This is a genomic window from Staphylococcus sp. TCBT05 (genome assembly GCF_055179755.1).
Genome location: NZ_JBUQDQ010000038.1, coordinates 1,033,387 through 1,049,834, shown reverse-complemented (window position 1 = coordinate 1,049,834; position 16,448 = coordinate 1,033,387). Strand labels below are relative to the sequence as shown.

The following is a 16,448-nucleotide window of genomic DNA, read 5'->3' as shown; positions in this document are numbered from 1 at the left end:
ATGAGCTTTGCATCCGATATGAAAAATGAACTCACGAGAATAGAAGTTGATGAAGCGAATGCAAAAGCAGAGCTCAGTGCACTTATTCGTATGAATGGTGCGCTCAGTCTTGCCAATCAGCAATTTGTCATAAATGTTCAAACAGAAAATGCCACGACGGCACGCCGTATTTATTCTTTAATTAAAAAGGTATTCGGTGTTGAAGTAGAACTACTTGTTAGAAAAAAAATGAAGCTAAAGAAGAATAACATTTATATTTGTCGTATCAAATCACAATCTAGAGAGATATTGAATGATTTAGGTATCTTAAAGGACGGCGTATTTACTAGAGAAATTGATGAGTCTATGATTCAAGATGATGAAATGAAACGCAGTTATTTAAGAGGGGCCTTTTTAGCAGGAGGCTCTGTAAATAATCCAGAAACGTCTTCATATCATTTAGAAATTTTTTCATTATATGAAGATCATTCAGAAGGCTTAACACAATTAATGAATAATTATGAATTGAATGCGAAACATTTAGAACGTAAAAAGGGTAGCATTGCCTATTTAAAAGAAGCAGAAAAAATATCTGATTTCCTAAGCCTAATCGGAGGATTCCAAGCATTATTAAAATTTGAGGATGTCCGTATCGTCAGAGATATGAGAAATTCAGTAAATCGTTTAGTTAACTGTGAAACAGCTAATTTAAATAAAACTGTAAGTGCTGCAATGAAACAAGTTGAAAGCATACAGCTGATTGATGAGGAAATTGGGCTGGATAATTTGCCAGAAAGATTAAGAGAGATTGCTAAATTAAGAGTAGAACATCAAGATGTATCTTTAAAGGAATTAGGTGAAATGATGTCTACAGGTACGATTTCAAAATCAGGTGTGAATCACCGCTTAAGAAAATTAAACGAAATGGCTGATAAAATTCGAAGCGGAGAACCATTAGAATTGAAATAGTATAATTAATTAAGCACTTAACATTTATGTTAAGTGCTTGTTTTAATAGGGAAGAACGCTATAATTAAACATTCGAATATATGTGTTTGTGTATACATAGGTTTATATTTTAGAACTGTAAATTATTTAATTATATACTATCAAAAAACAGGCAAGTGTCATATAACACTTGCCTGTTTATAAATATTGTGGTTACTGTTATTTAATTTGCAAATTATTTTAAAGATAATAAGTTATTTACAATATCTAAAGTCTCTTCTGGAGTATTATTAAATCCAATTTTTGATTGTGGTGCTGATTCATGTACAGCGTTGATAATACTCTCAAATGTTCGAATACCGACATTATCAATACGCATTCCTCCACCAAGTACGACACAATCATAAGGTCCATCTGCGTTTATTTTATTTTTAATAATATTTACTGCTTTTGTTTGTTCTGAAGGTAAAAATAATGGTGTAGCTTCCCAACCTTTATCAGTCATCATTTTAATTCCATCATCTACCATTTTATTTAATACATCTTTTGTGAACCCTTCTGGGAATTTAGGGTCAGAAAAATCAATTGAATTGTGATCTTGTCCAACTAATAATACTTTTGTCATAATAAAACCTCCATCATTTTTGAGTAATTATTAATTTGTTGTTTTTGCTTTTTTACTTGATAATAATGTTGCACCTAGACAACCAACAATTGCCACACCTAGCAATAGGTAAAATGTATGATCAAAGGAAGTCATTAGTGCGTTGTTTTTCATGGAATTTGAATAAATACTACTGATTATAGCAATTGATATAGAATTAAATAATTGCATACTCGTGTTTGTTAGTGGTGTAATTCTGTTAATTGTTTTTGGTGGTGCTGCTTCCATAATATGTGTACCTATTTGCATTTGAACAAGTCCTTGTCCTAAACCTAAAAGACAGAAAGTCATAATCCACAGTATTAATGAAGAAGATGAATCTAATGCAATCATACTGATAATTGAAATTATTTCGAAAATAATTCCAGGTAGAACAGATGATTTTGCACCAAATTTATCTAATAACCTACCACCAATTATAACGCCTATAAATGTTATAACAGCTTGAGGCATCATTGCAAAACCAGATTCTAATGAAGATAATCCCTTTGCATTTTGTAAAAATATTGGGATTAAGAACATTGCTCCGAATACAGTGAATTGGTTAAGCTGTTGTACAATATAACCTTTTGAAAATTCCTTTGATTTAAAAGCACTGATTACAATAATCGGGTCTTTTGCTTTTAGTTCTCTAAAGATAAATAATATTAGTGCAATAACACTTATGAGCAACGGAATGAGTGTACCTACATCTGTAAAACTATTGTCTGAGCCATGATTGATACTATAAATGATCCCAACAAATGCTATAGGTGATAAAATTGCACCTATAATATCAAGTTTACTTTCTTTTTTACCTATTTCTTTTGGTAATACTTTAAGACAAATGAAATAGGCAATAATACCGATTGGAACATTTAATAAGAATATCCATTTCCAAGTTATATAATCCAACACGAATCCAGAGAAAATAGGTCCCAAAATGGGTGATATAAGTACAGGAATACCTAAAATCCCCATAATTGAACCTCTTTTTTCAGGTGGTGCCATAGCAAATATGAGTGCCATTCCTATAGGTGCAATCATACCACCGGTTAAACCTTGTAAAACTCTGAAAAATATTAATTGATTCGTTGTATCGGCAAGTGAACATAAAAACGATGAAACAGTAAAACCGATAATGCTAAATAACATCATTTTCTTATTTGAAAAACGATCAGAAAAGTAACCAGCTAAAGGTATAATTGCTGCTAGTGCTAAAGTATATCCTGTAATAGACCATTGCATTTTACTTAAATCAGTATGAAATGCACCTTGTAATTTTGGTATGGCAACATTCATAATTGTTGTATCCATCATTACTAATAACATAGCTGCAATAATTCCTATTAAAGCTGGTACTATGCTTGTACTATTTTTTTTTGAACTATTTTGTGTCACTGGAAAAACCTCCTTCTACTAACACTGTTAGTTTATATGGGTAATCTAACACGAAATTTTAGGAATGTAAATCATTTACTAACACTGTTAGTTATAATTTTTGTTATACTACATGTAAGAAAGGGTGAAAATGAATGGTTAGAAGAAAGAATATTGACGAAAGTAAAATTTTGTCTGCTTCTTGGGATGTGATAGAAGCTCAAGGCTTTAATGATTTTAGTATGAGAAAGTTAGCCACTGAGTTAGATATAAAAGCTTCTTCTCTTTATAATCACTTTGAAAGTAAACAAGCTATTTTTCAAAAATTGGCAGATCAATTGGCAAAAGAAATATTAAATACTATAGAAGATAAAAAGCAATGGGACAAACAATTGTTTGAGATAGGCAAAAAATACAGAGCATGCTTAAATCGTTATCCATACTCTGGACAGGTTATGTTAAAAGCATTACCATTTGAAGTTCATTTCTTAGAACTTATGAGTCGTATATTAAAGACGATTGATTTTGATGAAATATCTAACGCAAATAAATTTTCTGCTTTAAATTGTTTTATGAATTATATTATCGCTTTTGTTAATGATACGTATGAAAAAAAAGCAAACCTCCAATATTTAAATAGCGATGATAGTTTAACGCATCAAATGTTATCAAAGGTGAATCACTTAGAGGAAAAAAACCAACAACTAATAAAAAAAGTTATTATAGATTTAAAAAGTGATGAAGATAAAGAATTTGAATATGGATTAAAAATACTTATTAACGGTATTAAAGAAGATGTAGAAAGAAATAACATTTATAATTGACTAACGATGTTAGTTATGTTAAAACTAGTTTGTATTAAAAATCGATGTTTAGCTTAAGGGCTAAATATCTTTTTTAACCAAAAACTAACAGTGTTAGTATAGGAGGAATTTACTGTGACTAAAGAAAATATTGCAATAATCGGTGCTGGACCAGGTGGATTAACGTTAGCACGTATTTTACAACAAGCTGGCTACAAACCTACAATTTTCGAAGGAGATCCATCAGCAACATACAGAAATCAAGGTGGCACACTAGATTTAAGTACAGAAATGGGACAAAAAGCATTAAAACGAGCAGGATTAATGGATAAATTCAAACAACTGTGTAGATATGAAGGGCAAGCCATTAAAATAATGGATAAATCAGGAAATATTTATGTTGAAGAAACAGCAACGGAATTTGATAGACCTGAAATAGACAGAGCAACATTACAAAATATGTTATTAGAATCTGTTAATTCTGATTCTATTTATTGGGGATATAAATTAGAGTATATAAATGAATTAGAAAATAACCAATTTGAATTAAAATTTAAAAACGAAGAAAGCGTAATTGTCGATATGGTTATAGGTGCAGATGGGGCATTTTCTAAAGTAAGACCTTTAGTTAGTGATGCTGTACCAGAATATTCAGGTCTAAGCATGATTGAAGTAAACACATTAAATGTAAAAGAAAAGCATAAAGACTTATTGGAATTAAATGGACCAGGATCTTTCTTTGGTTTAGGAGATCAAAAAGGTATCTTAGCACAAGTGAATGGTAACAACACAATTCGTACTTATGTGAGTTTTAAAATTGAAAAAGATTGGTTACACAATAATGGTATAAATTATGAAAATCGTGAAGAAACAAAAAATAAATTAATAGATGAATTTTCAGATTGGAATCCAGAACTGCATAAGTTCATTTCATATGGAGACGGAGAGATTTTTCCAAGACGTATTTATGAATTGCCTATTGGTCACAAATGGAACCATAAAAAAGGGGTTACTTTGATTGGCGACTCTGCACATTTGATGTCACCATTTTCTGGATCTGGTGCAAATTTAGCTTTATTAGATGCATCAGAGCTAGCTTTAAAAATTATTGAAAATAATAATTTAGATGAAGCAGTTATACAATATGAAGAAAAAATGTTTAAATACGCGAAAGATACGGCAGAACAAACTAAACAAATCTTAGATTTATGTTTTAATGACAAGGCTGCAAAAAACTTTAGTAATATGTTCAGTAATTTTAAGAATGGATAGATATATAAGCATTAAATTGATTAATATCTAAAAGGAAGTGAAATTATGAGTCTTATTTTTTCAATAATCATAGGTATTTTGGTAGGATTAGGATTATCATTTTGGTTAACAAATAATAGAAGTACTTCAATTATCGTTAGCATTTTATCTGGTGTAATAGGTGCATTTATAGGTTTTTCTACCTTAGCAACTGTAGGTATTGCAACAGTTATTTTAACTATGATTATAGGTGCATTTTGTTTAAGTCTGTTAGTATTATTCTTGTATGAAACTTTTAAAGAAATTATTATAAAATAACAACAGTATAAATTTAGAGTTCACTCATTAATAAGTGAACTCTTTTTTATTTAATCACTTATTTCAGAATATTCTAATAAATGTTAAGTTAAAAGATGGATATATGAAATCAATTTTGTGAAGGATGTGTTTTGTTTGAGCGTAAATACAGATCGGTTAAGTCTAGATAGAATTATATTTATTGGACGTACGTTTGATGAATATATGAAAATGTTTAATTTAAATGCGTCAGAATTAAAGGGGAAGAATATACTTGATTGTCCAGCAGGTGCATGTGCTTTTGGTTCTCAAATGAAATCGTCTTCAATAAATATTAAATCATGTGACATAGCTTATTATTTTGATAAACAATCATTATATAAGAAAGGGCAACAAGATATTGAACATGCGATAGAAAATATAGAGAAAGCAAAGCATCTTTATAATTGGACATATTTTAAGAATACACAAGAATTAAAAAATTCGCGCATCCAAGCATTAGAGAATTGTTATTCGGATATGGTCATTAATAAGGAAGATTATGTAGCCGCGAAGTTGCCTGTTCTGCCATTTGCAGATCATAGTTTTGATATTTTATTATCTGCACATTTTTTATTTATGTACGCTGACCAGTTAGATTATGAATTTCATCGTGCTTGCATTAATGAAATGCTTCGCGTGTCAAAGAACGAAATTAGAATTTTTCCTATAGTTGATTTAAAAGGTGAGCAATACCAATATCTATCTGAGATTTTGAGCTATATTTCAGATTTAGGTCATGAGACAGAACTGATTAAAGTTGATTATGAATTTCAAAAAAATGCGCATACTATGATGAAAATTACAATAAGAGGTAATGATAAAGTTGAGCTATAACACAACACAGAATTATAACCATAATAATTAGAAAATGAAATTGATAGTTTAAGCTGTAAAAAGTTTACTATTACCAAATTGATATAAGTTGTGAAAGTCGGACTGATATTTTTGTTGAAAATAATTTAAAAAATAGCATTATAAAATCATATTAAAAAGACAAAGTGATAATCATTAAGTTAACACTTTGTCTTATTGTTGCTTGCATGTTTAGGATAAGATGTAGTTCAAAACGCACCTCTTAATCATGCCATTAGAAGTCGCGAAATGCGCAGTCAATCAATGAAGTTGATGTGTATAAAAAACGTGAAAAGTCACCTTTTGTGAAAAGTTGCGATTACTTTCTTAAAAAATGATCATCATTATGTGAATCATTATCTTCTTTGTAACGTTCCATTTTCATATGTAAATCATATTTATCTCGTAATGCAGCAATTTCTTTCATCATATCTGAAGCATGATGCTTATCCAATGCTTCTTGATTTATCCAACTATCTATCAGTAACACAGTTTCAGGATCTTCATAAGATAAGAAATAATCATATTTTAAATTACCAGGTTGCGCTTTAATTCTTGCTACAATTCCTTCATTAATCATAGCTTCGATAAAGCGTTTTGCGCTTCCATTTTTACCAGTATAATATAAATTTACGGTTAAACTCATTTTAAAAATCTCCTATCTAAATGCATTAATTAAATATTTAATCGTAATATGCTTGTGACCAATGATAAGGTTGTAATTCTTTAAGTGTAACAAATGTTAGAGTAAAGTTTTTGTCAGTAACAGCTGCTTTAATTTCACTACCCCAATATTTTAAGCGCTCTTGACAAGTACCACAAGGTGTAAGAATCTTAAACTGACTTTGTTCATCATCTCTTACAACACAAATTGTATGTGTGATTGGATCATTATTTTTATGTGCTTCCAAAATGGCACCAGTTTCAATACATAAATTCGTAGATGCATTTATAACTTCAGGTGCTATTGAAGTGTAGATATTGCCATTTAGTGAATACATAGCTGCCGCACCACCCCAACCATTCGGATATCTAAGTTCGATTAAAGACTTAGCAGCTTCAAAAAGTTGTTTTTCTATAGACATGTTTTTCCTCCTATGTAGATGACTGAAAATTCAGAAATTCTTACTTGTTATTATATAACATTAATATTAATTATTGAATCCCAAAAAGTCTCTGAAATATTGTAGAATATAGTACATTATTGATAGATAATATAAAAAGAACCCCATCATTATGGGGTTCTTTATCTTAAATTGTATGTAATTATGGGTTAGGTATCCCCTCGAAGGGAATCGAACCCCTATTCTAAGAACCGGAATCTTATGTGTTATCCATTACACTACGAGGGGTAAATATAACAATAATATTAGTTTACAAATGTTATTTGTAAGGGTCAACAAGAATGAAATAAAAATGGTTAAATATTTTGAGCTTTATTTTTTGACCATGTTTGACTTTTAGGTTAAAATAAGTTTATCAGTTAGAAATAAGGAGGCAATATTAATGAATTTAATACCTACAGTAATTGAAACTACAAACCGTGGGGAACGCGCTTATGACATTTACTCACGTTTATTAAAAGATCGTATTATCATGTTAGGTTCACAAATCGATGATAACGTAGCAAACTCTATCGTATCACAATTATTATTCCTACAAGCACAAGATGCTGAGAAAGATATTTATCTTTATATCAACTCACCAGGTGGAAGTGTGACTGCTGGTTTTGCTATTTATGATACAATCCAACATATCAAACCTGATGTTCAAACAATTTGTATTGGTATGGCAGCTTCAATGGGTTCATTCTTACTTGCTGCTGGTGCGAAAGGTAAACGTTATGTATTACCAAATGCAGAAGTAATGATTCACCAACCATTAGGTGGAGCGCAAGGTCAAGCAACTGAAATCGAAATTGCTGCTAACCATATTTTAAAAACACGTGCTAAATTAAATCAAATTTTAGCAGATCGTACTGGTCAATCAATTGAAAAAATTGAAAAAGATACTGATCGTGACAACTTCTTATCAGCTGAAGAAGCGAAAGAATACGGTTTAGTAGACCACGTTATGAATCCTGAAGATTAATTTTCAAAGGATACAATGAAATAAAGTCTCTAAGACATAAAGTTTTAGTACAATTACTAGAAGGCAATTTCTATTGAAATCATATAGAAGTTGCCTTTTTTATAATTTTTGGGACACAATTTTGGCGGGCCTCCTGAGGGAACAGGACGAGCGGAAGACTATAAGCTGAAGCTGTCTCCTAGGAAAGTGAGTCAACAAAACGTACTATGAATGAAAATCTAGTAGATAAGGTATTAAGTATTTAATGATTGATATACCAACATAAACAAGACAAATTGAATATAAGAATTTGAATGTACAGTAATTTAAAAGACATAAATAATTTCAACGTATTTTGGCGAGACTCCTGAGGGAGCAGGACGAGCGGAAGACTACAGGCTGAAGCTGTCCCCTAGGAAAGCGAGCCAACAATACGTAATTAAAACAAAAAAACACTCAGATAAATTGAATGCATTTATCTGAGTGCTATATTTCGGGAATTTATGATTCAAACTTTTTGATATGAATAAGATTACGACTTATACTTTTTGAAAATAAGTAGACTGGCAAAAACTGTGCAAATACTTCCTATTACAATGAAAAAACTAGAAACAATAATCATCGGTACAGAATTTTCAAATGCAAATATGCCATTAATAAATATAAGTATGCCTGCAATTAATAAAAGGATATGAGTAACACTATCTTGCTTCATGTATATCTCCTCTCATTATATTTAAATTAATGTACCAAATCTTCAAGTGCAATTTTCAAGTCAGGATATTTAAATTTAAAGTCTAGTGCTTGAAGTTTGTTTGGAATGACTTTTTGCGTATCTAAAACAACAGTGGACATTTGTCCTAGTACTAATCTCAAAGCTAGTGACGGCACCCATGTATAGTGAGGGCGATGAGTAATACGAGCTAATGTATAACCAAATAAGTTTTGACGTTCTACAATTGGCGCAGTGAAGTTAAATGCCCCTTTTGCATTTTCGTCATTGATTGTATATAGAATGGCTCTAACTAAATCATCGATATGAATCCATGAATACCATTGGCGGCCAGAACCTAGTTTGCCACCAACATAATAGTCGTAACTTTGTTTCATTAATGGTAATGCGCCACCTTTGTCTGATAACACCATACCAAATCTACCGATGACTACGCGTGAACCTAATGTTTCGAATTGTTTTGCGCGTCGTTCCCATTGATAGACGACCTCAGAAAGAAAGTCAAAAGGTAACGATTTATATAATTCTGTATAGGTACGGTTATAATCAGGTCTATAATACCCAACGGCACTTGCATTGAAAAATACGTCTGGGCGTTTTGTTCTTGATTTAAACAATTCATATAATGTTTGAGTTGCTTGAATACGACTTAACATAATTTGTTGTTTATGTTGCTTAGTCCATCTATGGTTAAGACTTGCACCAGCTAGATTTATCACAATATCTATATCTGGAACTTTACTTTCCCAATCAGATTCAGTCCAATTCACATAGGAAATTTTTGGGTGTGAATTGATTTTGTTTTGTCTTGTTAATACAGTAATATGCGCATCACTTTCCACGATTGCATCAATTAATTGACTGCCAACCATACCAGTGCCACCTGTGATTAAATACTGTTTCATCGTATCACCTCTAGAATAAATTGCATTTCATTTTAATTATTCATCTTCTTAGTTACTTTAAAATAGAAGGTCATAATTTTTTCAAAAATTGTTCATTAATATGTCATTAACTAACCTTTAGAAGCCTTTATATTCATATTGTATAAGTTATAATAAAAGTACCTTCAATAATAATTAATCTTTTCTTAATTATTCGAGTATACCCCATAATATACAATGAAGGTAAAATTTTGACTCCCTTTAGTATAGGTCTATACATTATAGTATAGACCTTTTTTATGTTATCTCAATTATTGTTGTAAAATTATCTTTTTGAATTTTGATAACTTTGAAAAATGAATTAATCATACTAAGAGAATAATACATAATCATTTATGGTTATAAAAATATAAAAAAGGTAATTAGAGTAATAGCTATAATAATCAGTAAAGCCAAAGTGATTGGTATTATTTTGTGATTAGACTTATCATTATCTGTTGATTCATATGCATCATTTTCTTTCATCATTTGTCGTATACCATGCTGCTTAAATTGTTGTGGATCGTTTGAATTTTTGAATAAATCACTATTTTCCACTTATTATGACACATCCTTACTCGAGCTATAATTTATTAAAAAACTTATGTTTTCATTTGTTTTATTGAAAGGGTGACTTCTTTTAATTTAAAATGGATTTACAATAAATAATAAGATATTTTGTGTTTTTATTCTACAATTGTAAATGTAATTTCAATATTAACTAGTGAAAAAAGTGGTAATAAGTTTTAATCAACTTTGAAATGTTGTAAAATATATTTTTGACAATAGTAAATTGTAATTTAACAGAGCTTACGATTAAATAGATATAAAATTAAAGTGAGGGAAGCATATGCCAAAGCATAATCAAAATAATGATTTTGATGGTCGTGGTAAAAAGAAGATGAGCTTGTTTGCCAAAATCGTTAGTGGGGTTATAGTATTCCTACTTTTATTCGGCCTTGTTTTCGCAATCTTTGCTTTTGTAGATCATTCTAATAGAGCGAATGAACGCTTAAGTGACCAAAAGCAAGAAGAAAAAGAAAAGAAAAAAGAGAAAACTAAGGAAGAAAAAAAGAAAAAAGACAAATCAACTGAAGAAACGCAACAAACAATGCAACAAACCCAGCAGACTCAGCAAACGCAACAAACGCAACAAACGCAACAAACACAGCAACAGACCCAACAACCAGCAACAGTAGAACGTAATACTACACAAGAGCAGAAAACTAAGGAAAAACCTTCAACCGAAGAGAAGTCAACTGAAGAAAAGACTACTGAGGAACCATCAACTGAAGAGAAAACAACAGAAGAACCATCAACTGAAGAAAAGACTACTGAAGAGCCATCAACCGAAGAGAAAACAACAGAGCAACCATCAACACAGCAAAAAAAGACAACTGAACCAAAATCCACAGAACAACCATCAACACAACAAAAATCAACTCAGAATTCAGGTCAAGGATCATCTAGTTCAAGTAGCCAAGGTAATAACAGCTCAGAAAAGAGTAGCCAATCTTCAGATGAAGACTAACATATTAATTTAAAATAAGGCACGACACGATTGACGAGTGTGGTACATCTAATAGTAAGTATGCATAATCTCAACTTACTTAATAGGGGTACAACAATACTAAAGTTACGTGGCGTGTCTTTTTATATTTTCAATGGAAAAATCAAAAGAATAATTGTAAGAAATAAATTATAATTATTGGTAGTAGTATTAAAGTCAAACAACCGCCTAAACAACCGAAAGGACCACATCCAATTCTCGTACCATAATGATAATGGCGACTGTAGCCTTTGGCATCATGATTATTGTTGCTATGTCGATGATGCTTAAAATAGCTATCATCTTTATATTGACCATCACCAGGCGTTAAAACTTTAGGTTTTTCATTGCTGGACATAACACGACCCCCTTGTAAGTAAAGTTACTTTTAGTTTAACTTTTAAGCTCCCTCTAGGCAAAATAAAGGTAGCAAGTTATGAAATTTGACTTATGACTCGAATTATTACAATAATATAAATATAAAGTGCAATTTAATGATTAAGATTGTACATAAAAGGGTAATTTGTAAATTGTAAAGCCTATTAATAAATGAGTAACGAAATGTAAGTGTTATCATTAATTTTTAACGTTGTATTTCCCTTGCAATTTCGAATATATAGTAGTAGTATTGCAACTATAAAAGGTTATATTTTTTTGTCCCACCAGGGACGTAAAAAGTCAATCTATGGTTAGAACTTGACCCTTTAAATTGATAAGGAGGAGGATAGTAGTGAAAGACTTGATAAAAATTCAACAGAAGTTAGTTCCTGAAATTGTTGAAAAAATGTATCGGCGTTTTTCAATCCTCACTACTATCTCAAAGTATCAACCAGTAGGTCGACGTAGTTTAAGTGAATATATGGATTTAACTGAACGTGTGTTAAGGTCGGAAACAGATGCATTAAAGAAGCAAGAGCTTGTTAAAGTGAAACCAACAGGTATGGAGATTACTGACGAAGGAGAAGCAACGATTCGACAGTTGAATAGTTATTTCAATAGTTATTCGGATGATCATCATTTGGCTCAAGTAATCAAAGACGCATATGATATCAAAGATGTCTATGTAATACCTGGAGATTCTGATACAGATAAGACTGTTAAGATTGAATTATCGAGACAGGCAGGTCAACTTGTTGAAGATGTTCTCTATGAACAAGCGATTGTTGCCGTTACGGGTGGGTCAACGATGGCTTATGTAAGTGAGGCGATGCATGATCAACCATTTGATGTGTTTTTCGTGCCAGCGCGTGGGGGGTTAGGCGAAAATGTTGTTTATCAAGCCAATACAATTGCGGCAAGTATGGCGCAACAAACCGGCGGGGATTATACGACATTATACGTTCCTGATAATGTAAGTGAGACAACTTATAACACACTTATGTTAGAACCTTCAGTCATCCATACACTTGAAAAGATTAAAGAATCCAATATTACAATCCACGGCATTGGTGATGCGCTGAAGATGGCGCGTAGACGTCAATCACCTAGTGAAGTTATAAATAAACTTCAACATCACAATGCCTCAGGAGAAGCATTTGGATATTATTTCGATGATCAAGGCGATGTGGTTCATAAAGTGAAAACGATTGGACTACAATTAGAAGATCTTGAGTCGAAGAAGTTTATTTTTGCCGTAGCAGGGGGTAAATCAAAAGGAGAAGCAATTAAAGCTTACCTATCAATTGCTCCTAAAAACACTGTATTAATTACAGATGAAGGTGCGGCTAGAGTTATTGCAAACAATAGTACTAAAAAGTGATTTCACTTTTTAAATATCATTTTTAAAGGAGGCCATTTTAATGGCAGTAAAAGTAGCAATTAATGGTTTTGGTAGAATTGGTCGTTTAGCATTCAGAAGAATTCAAAACGTTGAAGGAATCGACGTAGTAGCAGTAAATGACTTAACAGATGACGAAATGTTAGCTCACTTATTAAAATATGATACTATGCAAGGTCGCTTCACTGGAGAAGTTGAAGTTGAAAAAGACGGTTTCCGTGTTAACGGTCAAGAAGTTAAATCATTCTCTGAGCCAGACCCAAGTAAATTACCATGGGGTGACTTAGACATCGATGTAGTATTAGAATGTACTGGTTTCTTCGCTGACAAAACTAAAGCAGAAGCTCACATCAATGCAGGTGCTAAAAAAGTATTAATCTCAGCTCCAGCAACTGGTGACTTGAAAACAATCGTTTTCAACACTAACCATAACGAATTAGATGGTACAGAAACAGTTGTTTCAGGTGCTTCATGTACTACTAACTCATTAGCTCCAGTAGCTAAAGTATTAAATGATGACTTTGGTTTAGTTGAAGGTCTTATGACTACAATTCACGCTTACACTGGTGACCAAAATACACAAGATGCTCCACATGCTAAAGGTGACAAACGCCGTGCTCGTGCAGCTGCTGAAAATATCATCCCTAACTCAACTGGTGCTGCTAAAGCAATCGGTAAAGTTATCCCTGAAATTGACGGCAAATTAGACGGTGGTGCGCAACGTGTACCAGTTGCTACTGGTTCTTTAACTGAATTAACAGTTGTATTAGAAAAAGACGTAAGCGTTGAAGACGTTAACAATGCAATGAAAAACGCTTCAAACGAATCATTCGGTTACACTGAAGACGAAATCGTATCTTCTGACGTAGTTGGTATCACTTACGGTTCATTATTCGATGCAACACAAACTCGTGTAATGACTGTTGGCGATCGTCAATTAGTTAAAGTTGCAGCTTGGTACGATAACGAAATGTCTTACACTTCACAATTAGTACGTACATTAGAACATTTAGCAACTCAAGCTAAATAATCATTAATGTCAAATTAATTTAGCAAGCCCAGTGTGCTGTATTAAATTTTAGCAATAGGCTTAGGAGTAAGCGGGGAGCACAAACGCTTCTCCGCTTATTTTACTTTATTGTTCCATTAAGAGGAGGAAGTTTAGATGGCTAAAAAAATTGTATCTGACTTAGAATTAAAAGGTAAAACTGTACTTGTCCGTGCTGATTTTAACGTGCCGATGAAAGACGGAAAAATCACAAACGACAACCGTATCGTTCAAGCATTATCAACTATCAAGTATATTATTGATGAAGGTGGAAAAGTTGTATTGTTCTCTCACTTAGGAAAAGTGAAAGAAGAAAGCGATAAAGCCGAATTAACTTTAAAACCTGTTGCAGAAGCTTTAACAGAAAAATTAGGTAAAGACGTTGTGTTTGTACCAGAAACACGCGGCGAACAACTTGAACAAGCAGTGAACAATCTTAAAGAAGGCGATGTATTATTAGTAGAAAATACACGTTTCGAAGATGTTGATGGCAAAAAAGAATCTAAAAATGATCCTGAACTAGGTAAATATTGGGCTTCACTTGGTGATGTTTTTGTAAATGATGCATTTGGTACAGCTCACCGTGAACATGCCTCAAACGTAGGTATTGCATCTAATTTAGAAACAGTTGCAGGATTCTTAATGGAGAAAGAAATTAAATATATCGGCGGCGTAGTCGAAAATCCTGAGAAGCCAGTAGTAGCTATCCTTGGTGGAGCTAAAGTTTCTGATAAAATTGGTGTCATCACTAATCTTTTAAACATTGCAGATAAAGTACTTATTGGTGGCGGTATGTCATATACATTCTTCAAAGCACAAGGTAAAGAAATTGGTTTATCTTTATTAGAAGAAGACAAAGTTGACTTTGCAAAAGACTTATTAGAACGTGCTGGAGATCAAATTGTATTACCAGTAGATTGTAAAGTCGCAAAAGAATTCTCAAACGATGCTGAAATTACAGAAGTTTCAGTTGATGACATCCCAGCAGATCAAGAAGCGATGGATGTTGGACCTAAAACAGTTGAACTATTTAAAGAACAACTTCAAGGCGCACATACAGTTGTATGGAATGGACCTATGGGCGTGTTTGAATTAAGTAATTTCGCTAAAGGTACAATTGGTGTTTGTGAAGCAATTGCAGGACTTAAAGATGCTAATACAATCATTGGTGGTGGCGATTCAGCTGCAGCTGCAATTTCTTTAGGTTATGCTGATGATTTCAGTCACATTTCAACAGGTGGCGGTGCATCATTAGAATATCTAGAAGGTAAAGAATTACCTGGCGTAGTAGCAATCGCTGATAAATAATACACGCAACTCATAACTGAGAAACTTTGATTAAAGGGCTGTTACAGATTTAATCATAATTTAACTAATAGGAGTGTAATATAATGAGAAAACCAATTATCGCAGGTAACTGGAAAATGAACAAAACTGTTCAAGAAGCAAAAGATTTTATCGATGCATTACCAACTTTACCTGATACAAATGAAGTAGAATCTGTTATTTGTGCACCAACTATTCAATTAGATGCATTAGTATCAGCAGTTAATGATGGTAAAGCACAAGGACTACAAATCGGTGCTCAAAACACTTATTTTGAAGATAATGGTGCATTTACTGGTGAAACATCACCTGTAGCATTAGCTGATTTAGGTGTTAAATATGTTGTTATTGGACACTCTGAGCGTCGTGAAATTTTCCATGAAACAGATGAAGAAATCAACAAAAAAGCACATGCTGTATTTAATCATGGTATGACACCTATCATTTGTGTTGGTGAAACTGACGAAGAACGCGAAAGCGGTAAAGCAAATGAAGTTGTTGGAGAACAAGTTAAGAAAGCAGTAGCTGGTTTATCTGAAGAACAATTGAAACAAGTTGTAATTGCATATGAACCAATTTGGGCTATCGGTACAGGTAAATCATCAACAGCTAAAGATGCAAACGAAATGTGTGCATTCGTTAGAACTACAGTTGCTGATGTAGCTAGCCAAGAAGTAGCAGATGCAACTCGAATCCAATATGGTGGTAGTGTTAAACCAAACAACATCAAAGAATACATGGCTGAATCAGATATCGATGGTGCTTTAGTTGGAGGCGCATCTCTTAAAGTAGATGATTATGTACAATTGTTGGAAGGTGCAAAATAA

General features: G+C 32.4%; 18 protein-coding genes and 1 tRNA gene. 11 read left to right on the top strand and 8 right to left on the bottom strand.

Going from position 1 to position 16,448, the window contains the following annotated elements:
• Positions 1–948, top strand: coding sequence for a DNA-binding protein WhiA (gene whiA, locus ACY191_RS12140; protein ID WP_042738240.1), 948 nt, complete (start codon positions 1–3; stop codon positions 946–948).
• Between the two features lie 214 nt (positions 949–1,162).
• Here whiA and ACY191_RS12135 read toward each other — a convergent pair whose 3' ends face one another.
• Positions 1,163–1,552, bottom strand: coding sequence for a hypothetical protein (locus tag ACY191_RS12135; RefSeq protein WP_229367007.1), 390 nt, complete (start codon positions 1,550–1,552; stop codon positions 1,163–1,165).
• Positions 1,553–1,582: 30 nt separating this feature from the next.
• Entirely contained in the window at positions 1,583–2,971 is a 1,389-nt protein-coding gene (locus ACY191_RS12130) for a DHA2 family efflux MFS transporter permease subunit (RefSeq protein ID WP_229367008.1), read from the bottom strand.
• A gap of 134 nt (positions 2,972–3,105) precedes the next feature.
• On the opposite strand from ACY191_RS12130, the gene ACY191_RS12125 reads away from it, so the two are divergent.
• The 4 genes from ACY191_RS12125 (at position 3,106) to ACY191_RS12110 (ending at position 6,177) form a co-directional block, all read left to right on the top strand.
• Positions 3,106–3,774 carry a TetR/AcrR family transcriptional regulator gene (locus ACY191_RS12125; RefSeq protein WP_229367009.1) on the top strand — a complete coding sequence of 223 codons (669 nt, stop codon included), beginning with the start codon at positions 3,106–3,108 and terminating at the stop codon, positions 3,772–3,774.
• A 114-nt stretch (positions 3,775–3,888) separates the two neighbouring features.
• Entirely contained in the window at positions 3,889–5,025 is a 1,137-nt protein-coding gene (locus tag ACY191_RS12120) for an FAD-dependent oxidoreductase (protein WP_232165279.1), read from the top strand.
• 45 nt (positions 5,026–5,070) lie between these two features.
• A complete protein-coding gene (locus ACY191_RS12115; RefSeq protein WP_229367011.1) occupies positions 5,071–5,322 on the top strand; it encodes a hypothetical protein in 252 nt (83 codons plus the stop codon).
• Between the two features lie 135 nt (positions 5,323–5,457).
• Positions 5,458–6,177 (top strand): SAM-dependent methyltransferase, encoded by a 720-nt coding sequence (locus ACY191_RS12110; protein ID WP_229367012.1) that lies wholly within the window; start codon positions 5,458–5,460, stop codon positions 6,175–6,177.
• Positions 6,178–6,514: 337 nt separating this feature from the next.
• Here ACY191_RS12110 and ACY191_RS12105 read toward each other — a convergent pair whose 3' ends face one another.
• The 3 genes from ACY191_RS12105 to ACY191_RS12095 all read right to left on the bottom strand — a co-directional run bounded on the left by ACY191_RS12105 (position 6,515) and on the right by ACY191_RS12095 (position 7,547).
• The gene (locus ACY191_RS12105; protein ID WP_107580428.1) at positions 6,515–6,841 is read right to left on the bottom strand and encodes a putative quinol monooxygenase; all 327 of its coding nucleotides are present in this window, start codon (positions 6,839–6,841) and stop codon (positions 6,515–6,517) included.
• A gap of 37 nt (positions 6,842–6,878) precedes the next feature.
• Positions 6,879–7,280 (bottom strand): cytidine deaminase, encoded by a 402-nt coding sequence (locus ACY191_RS12100; protein WP_229367013.1) that lies wholly within the window; start codon positions 7,278–7,280, stop codon positions 6,879–6,881.
• A 195-nt stretch (positions 7,281–7,475) separates the two neighbouring features.
• A tRNA-Arg gene (locus ACY191_RS12095) sits at positions 7,476–7,547 on the bottom strand.
• 154 nt (positions 7,548–7,701) lie between these two features.
• Here ACY191_RS12095 and clpP point away from each other — a divergent pair.
• Complete coding sequence (clpP, locus tag ACY191_RS12090) at positions 7,702–8,286, top strand: ATP-dependent Clp endopeptidase proteolytic subunit ClpP (RefSeq protein WP_042738244.1); 585 nt, start codon at positions 7,702–7,704, stop codon at positions 8,284–8,286.
• Positions 8,287–9,006: 720 nt separating this feature from the next.
• Here the strand turns inward: clpP and ACY191_RS12085 are convergent.
• Positions 9,007–9,903: a TIGR01777 family oxidoreductase gene (locus tag ACY191_RS12085; protein WP_107580313.1), complete on the bottom strand. Its 897-nt coding sequence runs from the start codon at positions 9,901–9,903 to the stop codon at positions 9,007–9,009.
• Between the two features lie 378 nt (positions 9,904–10,281).
• On the bottom strand, positions 10,282–10,479 hold the full coding sequence (locus ACY191_RS12080; RefSeq protein ID WP_229367044.1) for a hypothetical protein: 198 nt from the start codon (positions 10,477–10,479) through the stop codon (positions 10,282–10,284).
• Positions 10,480–10,771: 292 nt separating this feature from the next.
• Between ACY191_RS12080 and ACY191_RS12075 the strand changes: the two genes are divergently transcribed.
• Complete coding sequence (locus ACY191_RS12075) at positions 10,772–11,452, top strand: DUF4887 domain-containing protein (RefSeq protein WP_229367045.1); 681 nt, start codon at positions 10,772–10,774, stop codon at positions 11,450–11,452.
• Between the two features lie 142 nt (positions 11,453–11,594).
• Here ACY191_RS12075 and ACY191_RS12070 read toward each other — a convergent pair whose 3' ends face one another.
• Positions 11,595–11,828 (bottom strand): hypothetical protein, encoded by a 234-nt coding sequence (locus tag ACY191_RS12070; protein WP_042738249.1) that lies wholly within the window; start codon positions 11,826–11,828, stop codon positions 11,595–11,597.
• 372 nt (positions 11,829–12,200) lie between these two features.
• On the opposite strand from ACY191_RS12070, the gene ACY191_RS12065 reads away from it, so the two are divergent.
• From ACY191_RS12065 to tpiA, 4 genes are all read left to right on the top strand, one after another.
• Positions 12,201–13,229: a sugar-binding transcriptional regulator gene (locus tag ACY191_RS12065; protein WP_107512320.1), complete on the top strand. Its 1,029-nt coding sequence runs from the start codon at positions 12,201–12,203 to the stop codon at positions 13,227–13,229.
• A gap of 40 nt (positions 13,230–13,269) precedes the next feature.
• Positions 13,270–14,277, top strand: coding sequence for a type I glyceraldehyde-3-phosphate dehydrogenase (gap, locus tag ACY191_RS12060; protein WP_042739634.1), 1,008 nt, complete (start codon positions 13,270–13,272; stop codon positions 14,275–14,277).
• A gap of 135 nt (positions 14,278–14,412) precedes the next feature.
• Entirely contained in the window at positions 14,413–15,603 is a 1,191-nt protein-coding gene (locus tag ACY191_RS12055; RefSeq protein ID WP_042739635.1) for a phosphoglycerate kinase, read from the top strand.
• Between the two features lie 83 nt (positions 15,604–15,686).
• Positions 15,687–16,448, top strand: a complete 762-nt coding sequence (tpiA, locus tag ACY191_RS12050) for a triose-phosphate isomerase (RefSeq protein ID WP_107512319.1) — start codon at positions 15,687–15,689, stop codon at positions 16,446–16,448.

Bases quoted from the DNA above. Each gene is read 5' to 3' on its own strand.
- ACY191_RS12085 (WP_107580313.1), bottom strand. From the start codon at position 9,903: ATGAAACAGTATTTAATCACAGGTGGCACTGGTATGGTTGGCAGTCAA.
- ACY191_RS12070 (WP_042738249.1), bottom strand. From the start codon at position 11,828: ATGTCCAGCAATGAAAAACCTAAAGTTTTAACGCCTGGTGATGGTCAA.
- whiA (WP_042738240.1), top strand. From the start codon at position 1: ATGAGCTTTGCATCCGATATGAAAAATGAACTCACGAGAATAGAAGTT.
- ACY191_RS12115 (WP_229367011.1), top strand. From the start codon at position 5,071: ATGAGTCTTATTTTTTCAATAATCATAGGTATTTTGGTAGGATTAGGA.
- ACY191_RS12105 (WP_107580428.1), bottom strand. From the start codon at position 6,841: ATGAGTTTAACCGTAAATTTATATTATACTGGTAAAAATGGAAGCGCA.
- ACY191_RS12135 (WP_229367007.1), bottom strand. From the start codon at position 1,552: ATGACAAAAGTATTATTAGTTGGACAAGATCACAATTCAATTGATTTT.
- ACY191_RS12055 (WP_042739635.1), top strand. From the start codon at position 14,413: ATGGCTAAAAAAATTGTATCTGACTTAGAATTAAAAGGTAAAACTGTA.
- ACY191_RS12075 (WP_229367045.1), top strand. From the start codon at position 10,772: ATGCCAAAGCATAATCAAAATAATGATTTTGATGGTCGTGGTAAAAAG.
- ACY191_RS12100 (WP_229367013.1), bottom strand. From the start codon at position 7,280: ATGTCTATAGAAAAACAACTTTTTGAAGCTGCTAAGTCTTTAATCGAA.
- gap (WP_042739634.1), top strand. From the start codon at position 13,270: ATGGCAGTAAAAGTAGCAATTAATGGTTTTGGTAGAATTGGTCGTTTA.
- tpiA (WP_107512319.1), top strand. From the start codon at position 15,687: ATGAGAAAACCAATTATCGCAGGTAACTGGAAAATGAACAAAACTGTT.
- ACY191_RS12125 (WP_229367009.1), top strand. From the start codon at position 3,106: ATGGTTAGAAGAAAGAATATTGACGAAAGTAAAATTTTGTCTGCTTCT.
- clpP (WP_042738244.1), top strand. From the start codon at position 7,702: ATGAATTTAATACCTACAGTAATTGAAACTACAAACCGTGGGGAACGC.